Annotated in this window: 11 protein-coding genes; 3 read left to right on the top strand and 8 right to left on the bottom strand. The window is 42.0% G+C overall.

Annotation, left to right across the window (positions count from 1 at the left end; genetic code table 11):
• Positions 1 to 6: 6 nt before the first annotated feature.
• From Q0037_RS01615 to recR, 3 genes are all read right to left on the bottom strand, one after another.
• Complete coding sequence (locus Q0037_RS01615) at positions 7 to 2,472, bottom strand: polysaccharide biosynthesis tyrosine autokinase (protein WP_297514433.1); 2,466 nt, start codon at positions 2,470 to 2,472, stop codon at positions 7 to 9.
• Positions 2,473 to 2,482: 10 nt separating this feature from the next.
• Positions 2,483 to 3,277 (bottom strand): polysaccharide biosynthesis/export family protein, encoded by a 795-nt coding sequence (locus tag Q0037_RS01610; RefSeq protein WP_297514431.1) that lies wholly within the window; start codon positions 3,275 to 3,277, stop codon positions 2,483 to 2,485.
• Positions 3,278 to 3,344: 67 nt separating this feature from the next.
• The gene (recR, locus tag Q0037_RS01605; RefSeq protein WP_297514429.1) at positions 3,345 to 3,965 is read right to left on the bottom strand and encodes a recombination mediator RecR; all 621 of its coding nucleotides are present in this window, start codon (positions 3,963 to 3,965) and stop codon (positions 3,345 to 3,347) included.
• 69 nt (positions 3,966 to 4,034) lie between these two features.
• On the opposite strand from recR, the gene Q0037_RS01600 reads away from it, so the two are divergent.
• Complete coding sequence (locus tag Q0037_RS01600) at positions 4,035 to 5,534, top strand: sodium:solute symporter (RefSeq protein ID WP_297514427.1); 1,500 nt, start codon at positions 4,035 to 4,037, stop codon at positions 5,532 to 5,534.
• Here Q0037_RS01600 and Q0037_RS01595 read toward each other — a convergent pair.
• The gene (locus Q0037_RS01595; protein ID WP_297514425.1) at positions 5,531 to 5,887 is read right to left on the bottom strand and encodes a CoA-binding protein; all 357 of its coding nucleotides are present in this window, start codon (positions 5,885 to 5,887) and stop codon (positions 5,531 to 5,533) included. The genes Q0037_RS01600 and Q0037_RS01595 overlap by 4 nt on opposite strands.
• Before the next feature lie 62 nt (positions 5,888 to 5,949).
• Between Q0037_RS01595 and Q0037_RS01590 the strand changes: the two genes are divergently transcribed.
• Positions 5,950 to 6,570: a MarC family NAAT transporter gene (locus tag Q0037_RS01590; protein WP_297514423.1), complete on the top strand. Its 621-nt coding sequence runs from the start codon at positions 5,950 to 5,952 to the stop codon at positions 6,568 to 6,570.
• 10 nt (positions 6,571 to 6,580) lie between these two features.
• Positions 6,581 to 7,201, top strand: a complete 621-nt coding sequence (locus tag Q0037_RS01585; protein ID WP_297514422.1) for a chromophore lyase CpcT/CpeT — start codon at positions 6,581 to 6,583, stop codon at positions 7,199 to 7,201.
• A gap of 54 nt (positions 7,202 to 7,255) precedes the next feature.
• On the opposite strand, the gene ctlX is transcribed toward Q0037_RS01585, so the two are convergent.
• From ctlX to Q0037_RS01565, 4 genes are all read right to left on the bottom strand, one after another.
• Entirely contained in the window at positions 7,256 to 8,191 is a 936-nt protein-coding gene (gene ctlX, locus Q0037_RS01580; protein WP_297514420.1) for a citrulline utilization hydrolase CtlX, read from the bottom strand.
• 143 nt (positions 8,192 to 8,334) lie between these two features.
• The gene (locus Q0037_RS01575) at positions 8,335 to 9,249 is read right to left on the bottom strand and encodes a dimethylarginine dimethylaminohydrolase family protein (protein ID WP_297514417.1); all 915 of its coding nucleotides are present in this window, start codon (positions 9,247 to 9,249) and stop codon (positions 8,335 to 8,337) included.
• A gap of 78 nt (positions 9,250 to 9,327) precedes the next feature.
• Complete coding sequence (locus Q0037_RS01570) at positions 9,328 to 11,304, bottom strand: 3-coathanger stack domain-containing protein (protein WP_297514411.1); 1,977 nt, start codon at positions 11,302 to 11,304, stop codon at positions 9,328 to 9,330.
• Position 11,305: 1 nt separating this feature from the next.
• Positions 11,306 to 12,077, bottom strand: a 772-nt coding sequence (locus Q0037_RS01565; RefSeq protein WP_297514407.1) for a SlyX family protein, incomplete at its 5' end; no start/stop codon positions are given.

The following is a 12,077-nucleotide window of genomic DNA, read 5'->3' as shown; positions in this document are numbered from 1 at the left end:
GATGCGTTATTTTTTACACTTAAAAAGGGTTTCTTTTATTTTTTCAAACAGGTTTTTGGGACGATCATCTTCGTGATAGCCGTTGGCGTAATTGCCATACCCGTACCCGTAACCGTACCCGTATCCATACCCTGTTCCGTAACGCGCTTTATTTTCAAAACCATTTAAAACAATACTCACATTCGACAATTCATCGCGTTGCACACGAGTATTAATGAGTTGTACCATTTCTTTTTTGGTGAAATTTTGACGCATAATATACAAGGTCACATCGGCAAAAGGTGCCAATTCTACAGCATCGGTGACCAATCCAACGGGAGGCGTGTCCAAAATCACATAATCATAGCGACGCTTCAATTCTTCCATAAACTCCCGCATGGTCTCTCCCATAATCAACTCCGAAGGATTGGGCGGAATTGGCCCCGAAGTAATCACATCCAAATACGGAATCTTGGTACTTTGAGTAATTTCATCGAGTGAATTTTGACCAATTAAATAGTTGACGACCCCTATTTTATTTTTTAAATTAAAATCGTCAAAAATTTTAGGCTTACGCAAATCCAATCCGACAATAACCGTTTTTTTCTCACTAATGGCAAATACGGTTGCGATATTGATAGAGCAGAATGTTTTCCCTTCACCCGACACCGAAGAAGTCAACATAAGTGTCTTACTGCCCTCTTTCTTCTGCTTTTTGTATAAAAATTGAAGCGAAGAACGGAGTGCCCTAAAGGATTCCGAGAGTGCCGATTTGGGTTTTTCAAAAACGGCTAAATTCGATGAGGTGTATTTCACCCCAATCACCCCAATTAAGGGGATATTGGTCAAAGAACTAATATCCTCGGCATTTTGGATGGAATTGTTGATGAAAAATATCAAAAAAACCACCAATAAAGGAATCAACAAACCTGCAAAAATAGCGATCACATAGTTTACTCCTGTCCTAGGTCCGATTAATCCGCCTCCAATGTCTTTTGCTGGATCGATAAACTCTACATCCGATAAATTGGCCGCTTTGACAATTTGTGCTTCATTACGTTTTTGTAAATAGGCATCGATAACACTATTGCTCAAATTGAACTTACGGGTGATTCGCAAGTAATCTTGACTGTCCTCGGGTAAACTTTCAATTTTGTTTTCCGACTCTCGAATTTTACGGTTCACCTGCGCTGACTCATATTGAATTGCCGATTTGGCGGCTACAATATTCTCCAACAAAACCCGCTTCACTGCTGAAATTTCGTTGTCAATATTGTTGTACATCAAAGCACTTTTTACGGAGTACGTCATCTCCGAACGGCGTACTGACAAATCAATGAGTTGCGCTACATTTTTGATGATATTGGGGTCGTCTATACCGGCTACCGAAGGAGCAGGCAATTTGGAGTAATCATTGCTGTTGCGCAAATAATTGTTCAACACATTGTAGTAGTTGATTTTACGGTCAATTCCGTCCTTTATCAAATCTAAATCTTGGATTTGCGCTTGGTAAGTTTCACCACGTTTTTCAATCTCTACAACGTTACGACCCTTGCTAAAATCCTTTAAATCATTGTTGGCTGATTTTAAATTGTCCTCCATCAATGCCAAGGTGGTATCAATGTACTTGATGGTATTTTCAGCAAACAAGTTTTTGCTTTCCAATTGCTTCTTTTTCAACATCTGAACACTTTCGTTCAAATAGTCAACAATACGGGCCTTATTGGTTCCTTGCAGTGATATACGAATAATCGAGCCTGCTTTTTCATCAATAACCACACGAACATTACGGTACATACTGACCACATTATCAAACGAATTCATCCGAATGATAAATTTCTGTCCCGTGTAATTTCCAGGCATTCCTTTGATGTCCAATGTCCAGTTTAGAAACGGCAAACGAAGCGGCTGTCCCACTTTGCAGCGCTTACGAAAATCACCCGAACGAACGGCTTGCGCATCAATAATGTTGGTATTGTAGTTGATAACCGGAACCGAATTAGCCTTTACCGCAATATTGATTTCATAGTCAGTTGGCGACACAAAATGAATCTCAATGGGAATCCCTAAAAGTTGGTTTTTGGATTTGTCTAATTTCACTTCAAAAGGTGCCGAACCGTAGACGTCTTTTTGATAATATTTGTCTTCTTGAAGATAATCAATATAAAACCCTAGTTTGTCAACCACCAATTCGTTGTGGGAACGGGATTTTAAGGTACTCGCAATACGCTGCACCTGATCAGAAGTACCCCCCCAATTGAAAATCAAATTGGTGTTGCTCATAAACAGTGGATTCTCTTGTTCCTTCACTGCCAAGGTGGCTTCTAAAGCATAGATTTTTTGTTTACGGACATTGATTTGATGCGCCACAAATAAAGCAAAACCCAATCCAAATAAAAACCACTTCCAATAACTTCCTGTCTTAATTAGGAAAGCTTTGAAATCGAAGCTATTTTGTTTTTCAAAAAAGGAGAAATCTTTGATATCAAGCATGGAATTTCGTTTAATTGCGTAATAACAGCGTGAGCGTCAACAACATAGAAGCCGCAGTAATCAATACAGTTAACGTCTCGCGACCCGTACCACCAAATCCCCATGATTTTTGTTTCAAGGGTTTGACGTAGATATAATCGTTAGGTTGCAAGTAAAAAGCAGGAGAATATACTGCCGCAGCATCGGTCAAATCAATGCTGAACGTCTCCAATCCATGCGGAAACTGACGAATAACTTTCACTTCTTTACGATCACCCGTCATGGTAATATCACCCGAATTGGCCAAAGCTTCCAACACATTCACGCGATCTTGGTACAACACCTTCGAACCGGGATTATTGACCTCACCATTGACTGTGTAACGGAATCCCGCAAGCTTAACATTGACAAACAATTGCGCTTCTTTTTTGAAATAATCCGCTAACAATTGGGTTTCAATTTTGGCGCGTGCCTCCTCTACCGTATAACCTAATACATTCACTTCCCCCAAAATCGGAATACGAATGTTTCCGTGATCATCGACTGTATAGCCATTAAAATAAAGCGTTTCAACCGTTTGACTCGCCTGATTTGGTGGAGCGGTATTGAAAATTTCCAACAAACGCTCATCAACTAATGCTTTGATTTGCACCGAAACTACATCATTTACCTGCAAACGGTATGGCTTGTTGCTTTGGGTAACTGATTGCCCAGCGGAAGTAGTCGTATTTTTTTTGTCTTGAAGGTATATGAGGTCCTGTGTGGGAACACAAGCGGTAACAAGGAATAACAATACTATGGAAAACGACAGTATTTTGGTTTTCATCTACTTTGTTTTAGCCAACAAAGATAGTTTTTCAATCGTAAAATCAAAAGACTAGATAGGGAAATCTCTAATTATTTTTGAGGGAATTTTCAAAAGGAATTCGATGTAAAATACTGCGCCCCAGCGTCACTTCGTCGGCATATTCTAACTCATCCCCTACCGCTATTCCACGGGCAATAGTCGAAGTTTTTATACCCGTATTTTGGATTTGCTTGTAAATGTAAAAATTGGTCGTATCGCCTTCCATCGTGGAACTCAAAGCAAAAATCACTTCTTCCACAGGAGTTGTCTTTACTTTTTCAACCAAGGAAGTAATGTGCAACTGACTCGGACCAATCCCATCAATAGGGGAAATTTTACCTCCCAATACATGGTAAATCCCTTTAAACTGCTGGGTATTTTCAATCGCCATGACATCCCGTACATCTTCCACCACACAAATGATGTGAGGATTCCGCGAAGGATTACTGCAAATCGAACACACCTCAACATCCGAAAGGGTGTGGCAACTCGAACAAAACTTCATCTGCTCCCGCATTTGTGTCAAAGCTTCGGTCAAAAAGCGGGTTTGTTCCTGGGGTTGTCGCAACAAATGCAATACTAATCGCAACGCCGTTCGTTTCCCTATCCCAGGCAATTGCGCCATTTCATTGACGGCTTGCTCCAATAACTTTGATGAAAATTCCATACGACAAAAGTACATAATTTGAAAATGGCATCAATATTTTTGTATTTTTCGCTTTTTAAAAATTATAGCATGAGCCCAACCCTCATTCTCTCCATCATCCTCGTGTATTTTGGATTGTTATTGTTTATCGCCTTTCAAATTGGTAAAAAAAGTAGTGACAACGACACTTTTTTTAAAGCCAATAAAAACTCCAAATGGTACCTAGTCGCCTTTGGAATGATCGGTACAGCACTCTCGGGTGTGACGTTTATTTCGGTCCCTGGTGCAGTGGGCAACCCTGAAAATCAGTTTTCGTACTTTCAATTTATACTCGGAAATGCTATTGGATTTATCCTCATTGCTACCGTGCTTCTTCCGCTGTATTACCGTATGAACCTTACCTCTATTTACAGTTATATCGAACAGCGATTAGGAGTGGTCAGTTATAAAACAGCGGCCAGTATTTTTTTAATTAGCCGTACCATCGGATCGGCGTTTCGACTGTATTTGGTGGTTTTGGTGTTGCAACGCTATGTGTTTGATGCCTTCCACGTACCTTTTGCCGCCACTGTTTTGATCTCCTTGGGATTGATTTTTGCGTATACGTATCGCGGGGGACTCAAAACCATCATCATCACCGATACGTTGCAAACATTTTTCTTAGTTACTTCGGTATTTCTTACCATCTATTTCATTTGCAGTAGCCTCAATTACAGTCCCGCCCAAGCCTTTGAAGCCGTAAAAAACAGCAGTTATTCGCAAATCTTTTTTTATGAAGATTACCTAAAAGGCCATTTTTTCTGGAAACAACTCCTCGGCGGAATCTTTGTCACCATTGCAATGGTGGGTTTGGATCAGGACTTAATGCAGAAAAACTTGAGCTGCGCCACCATTCAAGAAGCCCAAAAAAACATGTTTACGTTTACGGGAATTTTTGTACTCATTAATTTATTTTTCTTGAGTGTAGGGGCTTTGTTGTACTTGTATGCGGCGCAAAACAGTATTGCAATTCCCACCGTGAATGAGGTGCCCCGAACTGATTTACTCTTTCCAGAAATTGCCTTTCATCATTTGGAAATCATTCCCGCCATTACCTTTTTATTAGGCTTAACGGCAGCAACTTTTGCTACCACCGATAGTGCGTTAACGGCATTAACCACCTCTTTTTGTGTCGATTTCCTTCACATGGACAAGGCCGAACATCAACTTTCGCCTGAAAAACAAGTGCGCCTCCGCCACCAAGTACATTTAGGCTTTTCATTCCTGATGTTTTTGGTTATTATACTGTTCAATGTACTCAACGACGAATCGGTGGTTAAAATGATTTTTAAAGTAGCCAGTTACACCTATGGTCCGCTTTTAGGACTCTATGGCTTTGGATTGTTTATGAAAACAAAAACAGTAAACGATCGTTGGGTGCCTGTCGTTTGTATTCTCGCGCCATTGGTGTGCTGGGCGATGACAACGTATGCTAAAGATCTTTTTGGCGCGTACCAGTTTGACAACGAACTCATCATTGTCAATGGTTTATTAACGTTTATAGGCTTACTCTTTATCAGTAAACCTGCCGTGGGACAAACCCGATTTTAATATTGATGGGTAGCCAACAATACCAACGTACAAGCCACTTCGATTTGAATTCCACTCGAAGTCAAAAGGGCATAAAACATTGGATTTTCTGTTCCTGGATTGAATATCACCCGTCGTGGATGTAACCCGATGATATAATCGTAATACCCCTGTTGGTGTGTAGGATTTAGATACAACGTAACCGTATCAACACCTTCTAATACGGGCAAACCTTCTTGAATAAGAATACTCCCGACCTCAGCGGCTTTACGACCAATAGCGACCACTTCATGCTGGTGCTTTTGCAAACGCATTAACGCTTGGTAACTGTACCGTTCGGGGTTGTTAGAAGCACCTAAAACTAAGGTTTTCATAGGTAACGATTATTTTACCCTACAAAAATACAACGAAACCTCCAATCCCCTACCTTTGCAACATGAACGATTTTATCTTTCTTTTAGCGGCCTTGTTTTCAGTGTTAAATCCTATTGGAACTGTGCCCATTTTTGTGGCGCTTACGCAAGATTATTCCAAAGCCGAACGCTCAAAAGTTTCCCTTTGGACTGCGATTAATGTTTGCTTAATATTGGTCATATCCTATTTTATTGGGCAATATGTACTTACCTTTTTTGGCATTACGATTCCCGCATTACGCATCGCAGGTGGTATCATCATTGCCAGTTCAGGGTTTGGACTTTTGAACGGGAAATTCAGTCGGAATAAAGGTTTGGATAAAAAAGCTGAAGAGGAAGCACAACAACGCGACAACATCGCTCTTACACCCCTTGCTATGCCCATGTTGGCGGGACCGGGTTCTATTTCCCTTCTCATTGCCTATTACCAAGAACACAATAGTACGCGAGAAATTATTTTCTCAACGATTGCCATTTTTGCGGTGGCAGTATTGATTTTCCTCATTCTTCGAAGTGCGCATTATTTGGCCAAATACCTAGGCGCTTCTGGAATTGTAGCAATTTCTCGTATTGTGGGATTCTTAACCATTGCGATTGGTATCCAATACATTATTAATGCCGTTACCAGTATTTTAAAAATCTAAACCACTACGCATGCGATACGTTTTTTTTACTTTTTGTATTTCCCTTTTTTTATTGGGGTGTAAATCCGCACAATCGCCAAAAAATACCGATAGTTCGGTAATGAAGGAATTAGTCACGATCATGCAAGGCCACTATAGCTCTGAAAAACAAGCCAGCCAAGACAAAGACTATTTCAACATCTCCTTGCGGATGACCCCCATTTGGAAATCCAAAGGCCATTACCTTTTTGTGGAACAAGCCTTATTTGACAAACAAAACCAACCCTATCGAGTACGCATTTACAAATTAACGCAACAAGGCGATCAATTCATCAGTACGATTTACACGCTCAAAGACGAAAAAAAATGGATAGGTAAATGGGCAACTCCCGAGGCGTATGACCAACTCACAGAAGCTGATATCGAAATAAAAGACGGCTGTGAAGTAATTTTAAAACGCACCGCCAAAAACACCTTCGAAGGTGCTACAGGCGACAAAACCTGTCCCAGCGAACTCCGCGGAGCACGTTGGGCTAATTCCAAAGTAACGGTTACCCATAACAGCATTTTATCTTGGGACCAAGGATTTGACAAAGACGGCAAACAAGTATGGGGCGCCACCAAAGGCGGATACGAATTCATCAAATTGTAATAAAAAATCCCAAGCACCTATAGCGTTTGGGATTTCTTGTAAAATTACGTTTGATTATCGCTTCGGCAAAAATACCTCTGCCATCATGCATCGGGCACTTCCTCCCCCACAAGCTTCAATGGTATCCAAACTCGAATGCAGAATGGTAACATGTTGTTCAATTTGGGCAATTTGCTTTTTGGTCAATACTTGATAGGCCGATGAACTCATCACCAAATAGCGTTTTCCGTCCGATCCTTTGACTTCCAGCATATTGCCCGCAAAATTATTGACCTGATCTTCGGTAATCAAAATAATGTCTTTCTCATCGCTACGCAAGGAGTCCAAAACCATTTTACGCTCTTTTTTATCGTCAATACAGTCGGCGCAAATCACCGCAAATGTATCGCCAATACACATCATCACATTAGTATGGTAAATCAATTTACGTTCCCCATTGACCGTTTGAAACGCTTCAAAAATAACAGGAGTGTACTCAAAATCTTCACAAAACTCAATCATCAACTCTTCATCCGCGCGCGGCGATAAAGCACAATAGGCTTTGCCATTTTGTCGGTCGAGCAACAAACTACCCGTACCTTCCAAAAAGATATTGTCCTCTTCCGCCGAGGTATAATCCATGATGTCATTGACTACAAAACCTCTGTCTTCCAGCAAATCCAAAACATCTTCCCGGCGCTCGGCCCGTCGGTTTTCCGCAAACATAGGGTACAATACCACATCGCCCGTTTCGTGAAAAGAAATCCAATTGTTTGGAAAAATACTGTCGGGCGTATTGGGATCCAAGGTATCGTCAACCACGGAAACGTCAACCCCAACAAGGCGCAATTTTTGGACAAAAGTATCAAACTCCTGCTGCGCTTTCGCATTGACCGTTTCGGGCGACAAGCCGTCCAAAACCTTTTGATAATAATTGTTGACCGCGGTCTGTTCGTTCATTCGAAACGCCACTGGACGGATCATTAAAATAGCATTCGTCGTTTGATTCATAGCTTCAGTCTAAAGGTTTCCCCAATTCATAATTCATAACTCATAATTCATAACTCATAACTCTTTGTGCGTGCCCTCCAGGCCGGGCTATCCGCGGTGCACGGCACCCAGCTCCTATCCCTCACGCGGCAGTGCTCCGAAAATCAATCCCGGAACAAGGGAAGTGTCGAACAGCGCAACAACCCTTCTTGCTTGGCAATTTCAGCGTACGGAATTTCTTCCACCGTAAACCCTTTGCTACGCAACCAAGTATTTAAGCGGGTGAAATTGCGCTCCGAAACCACGACATCTTCGGCAATCGAAAATACATTCGAATTCATATGGTACATCTCGTCGCGGGTAATGTGGAATAGATTTTCTTTTCCAAACAAATTCAAGAGAAAAACATAATCGGCTTCTTCCCGAAAACCACTTTTGTAAATAATGCCTTTATCTTTTCCCACCGGTTGAAAGCAACAATCCAAATGCAAAGCATTGTCACGGGCTTCCAATTTAGATTTGACCAAATCAAATTCTTTCACAATCTTATTCGGAAATAAACTTTTGATGTATGCTACCCCTTCCATATTGGTTCGAGCGGTAATGTAATCTTTATAATCCGAGCCTTTGTAGGTCCCTATAAAAATATAGTCGTTCCAAGGCATCACGTCACCGCCTTCAATATGAACTTCTTCTGGGGGGCGTTGCACTTTCGCTGGATTGATTTGATCAATAATATACTGAATCGCCTCCAATTCCCGTTCCCGATCGGGGAGAATATTGGCTTTGATAAATGTATCTTCAATGACAAATCCGATGTCCCGCGAAAAAATTTGATTGTAATTCTCGATAATTTCTGGACGAAAAACCTGCACATCGTATTTATTAAACACGTCATGAAAAGCGTCCATCTCACGAACCATATCGGCTTCTACAGGATAGGTTCCCGCCAAAATGTGTTCCAGCGACTTCGGGTCATAAGCTTCTTCGGCTGTCGGCGTGGGTCCGTTACTCACCGCGGTTCCCAACACTACTGCACGTAACCGCGAAGTTTCGTTGGTGATATGTAATGGTAGCATAAAGTTTGTTGTTGGCTTTCTACAAATATAAAAAAGCTCCGCCGATTGACGAAGCTTTTCTATTATTGTGAACAAGTTTTAATTTTTCACCAATTTCTCAGCAATGACGGTGCCATCGGTAAGCACGATACTCACCATATAGATGCCATTGGGATAGGCTTGCACATCCAAACGATGGCGTTGGGTCGCCGTAATGGATTGCGCCATCAAACTCTTTCCGTCGATAGTTGTCACTTGAATTTGCGCAAACTCACCTTCATCCACGGCTATTTCGACCCAAGATTGCGCCGGATTGGGCACCAAAGTGAAGCCGTTGCCAATGCGGATGAGATGAATCTCTTCGGGAATTACATCCAAAGGAACATCGCGATCAGAAGGCGAAGCCAGTGGGGTGTCACGGTACATGAAGTTTCCAGTACAGCCCTCGGGATAAGCAGCAAAATGGGCTCCTGTAACTGCTTCAAATCCAGGCAATAATTCCACAAAGTTACCTGCATGGTACACGACGCCATTCCCCAATCCATTATTGCCCTGTTGAATAACATTGGAAGCTCGAATCCAATCGGAGCGCTCTTTCCGTTTCTCAGAAGGGGGCGTATTGTTATTGGTATCATCGGCAGGAGAAACCAAGGTAAGCACTGGTAAACAACAATTTTCAAACGTGACGTCGGGTCCAATAGCCGCCGACTCATCGCGTATGGTAAACTGAAAGGTTCCCGCGGGACAGGTCACGTTGAAGGTGGCGACCACATCAAACTCAAAGTCCCCTTGTGGATTAGCGCCAAAAATATTCGGCGGGAGATCAAAACAAAATGTTGTCGCGGTAAGTTGCGTAGGCGCATTGATGGCACCGATAATGGTATTGCCTTGTAACACATGAAGCACAAGAGAGCTTAAAGTTGCATTAACTGGGGGACTGTAGGTTCCACAAACTTGCACAGGAGTTGCTGGAGTGATTGAGGGACAATTCAATTGTATCGGGTCAATATTTAAAGCTCCCAACTGCGGCGTGGCACAAGTATATCCACACACATTATCGATATAAACGGTACCAAAGTGTGCCGAGGGCTGGCAATCGCTTACTGACAATTCTAAGATACCCGGTTGCCCCAATAATTCACCTACATTCAAACGGGCACATATCCAACCCGTATAAAGGATACGACGTCTAGAACTAACATTAATTCGACTAAACAAGCAGTTATTGGGATTAGCAATGATACAAAACTCATCGACTATATTACCATTAACATCTTTGACACGTGCTCTAAAATAGGGTTGAATATCTTGTTCATGGTCGGGACGGTTGTCCATCACCAAAGAGAAATTAAAATCTAACGTCGCCTCATTGATCACCGGAAAATAGCGGGAAACGGTAGCTAAATCAGAAGAACCCATTCCGCCTGTATTGTTCAATTTGACACACCGTGTCCCTCCATTGGGAGCCAAAGTGGGCACATTTACCCCAAAACTGGCTAGCACTGGATCAAACTGTTGGTAATTGGGCGCATTGCTGTCAATTAAAGTAGCACGCGACCCAAAATTATTGGTCGTTGCGGTGAGTACATTGGTTGTTGTCAACGCAGTGGGTGTGGCGCACGATTGAAAAAAAGCGGTTCCCGATTGGGGTTGGGGGCGTAAATCGGCCCAAAAAGTATAGCCTGCTGTTCCATTTTCAAAATCGCCATTGACACAGGTTTGCTCTTCCGAAACAGGTAACGTCCCGGCACGATAATACTGCGTTTTTTCTGGAAATTTGGTAAAAAAGAGCTTCCGCAATTCGTTACGTTTGGTAGCAACTAAGGCTTTTTCTACCTCTTCATCGGTAAAATCTTCATGCTCCCGAAGTTCATCAATTAGTGATGCCGAAGCTATTTTTGACAAACGGTATTTGTGAAAGTTGGATTCGATAAATTGTTCCACCTCACGCTCAACGCTTGCGGCCACTGTTATTCTTCGCTGTTCCTCGTCCAAGTATTCCTGAACTTGTGCCCGTCCCCATGAAATATTTAGCAACAGGGCACTAATCCCGAGGAGATAGTGTACCTTGTTCATCTTATTTCATTTTTTGGATCAAAAGCTCCAATTGTGCTTTCAACTGATCGATTTCTTTTTGTTGCTGAGAAAGGGTAGCTTGTTGTGCATCAATCGTTTTATTTTGATCGATAACATATAAAGTCAATTCTTCAATTTTCTCCATGTGTTTTGCTTGCATAGCGGCCAAATCCAAGCCCTCTTTTGCCAAAGTTTCAGCAGAAGCCACGCCAGGTAAATGTTTGTTTTTTTGGATAAAAGCTTCCACTTCTTGTAAAGGCATCAAGCGGTAATCGTCGGCAAAAACATAATCCGCCCAATTGGCTGTGCTTCGTAGGGCTACTTTAACTTTTTCCGTCAAAATACCTCCTTCGACAAACAAGCGATAATTTCCTGTACTGGTAGGATAGGTAGCGGTATTTCCGATGTAGATTTTTCCATTGTTTCCACTTCCGGTTGAGTTAAACCAAATATTGCGATTATTCATCGTCACTACGCGATTTAACCCTGTGGTCGTCGCTTGATTGATGCTTCCATTGGCTGAATATAAACTTGTATCATTAGCATTGATGACAAAAGGAGTTGCTGCAGTTCCGTTGCCTGTTACGGTAACATTGGTTCCCGCCGTGATTTGGGTTGCGGGTAACGTAATTGTGTTTCCATTGGAAATAGACAACACATTACCATTCAATGTTAAGGTCTGTGCATCCGTGTCCACAGGCAAGGTAATCGTACCGCCTCCATTGGAGAGGGTTACCGTATTGCCGTTTTGCGTTAAGGTTTGCAACTCATTG

The organism is Flavobacterium sp., assembly GCF_027482425.1.
Lineage (GTDB): Bacteria > Bacteroidota > Bacteroidia > Flavobacteriales > Flavobacteriaceae > Flavobacterium.
Note: the sequence above shows the minus strand (reverse complement) of the source record. Positions and strands in the feature narration are given on the sequence as shown.

Coding starts and splice junctions, on each gene's coding strand:
- Q0037_RS01615 (WP_297514433.1), bottom strand. CDS start 2,472: ATGCTTGATATCAAAGATTTCTCCTTTTTTGAAAAACAAAATAGCTTC.
- Q0037_RS01610 (WP_297514431.1), bottom strand. CDS start 3,277: ATGAAAACCAAAATACTGTCGTTTTCCATAGTATTGTTATTCCTTGTT.
- recR (WP_297514429.1), bottom strand. CDS start 3,965: ATGGAATTTTCATCAAAGTTATTGGAGCAAGCCGTCAATGAAATGGCG.
- Q0037_RS01600 (WP_297514427.1), top strand. CDS start 4,035: ATGAGCCCAACCCTCATTCTCTCCATCATCCTCGTGTATTTTGGATTG.
- Q0037_RS01595 (WP_297514425.1), bottom strand. CDS start 5,887: ATGAAAACCTTAGTTTTAGGTGCTTCTAACAACCCCGAACGGTACAGT.
- Q0037_RS01590 (WP_297514423.1), top strand. CDS start 5,950: ATGAACGATTTTATCTTTCTTTTAGCGGCCTTGTTTTCAGTGTTAAAT.
- Q0037_RS01585 (WP_297514422.1), top strand. CDS start 6,581: ATGCGATACGTTTTTTTTACTTTTTGTATTTCCCTTTTTTTATTGGGG.
- ctlX (WP_297514420.1), bottom strand. CDS start 8,191: ATGAATCAAACGACGAATGCTATTTTAATGATCCGTCCAGTGGCGTTT.
- Q0037_RS01575 (WP_297514417.1), bottom strand. CDS start 9,249: ATGCTACCATTACATATCACCAACGAAACTTCGCGGTTACGTGCAGTA.
- Q0037_RS01570 (WP_297514411.1), bottom strand. CDS start 11,304: ATGAACAAGGTACACTATCTCCTCGGGATTAGTGCCCTGTTGCTAAAT.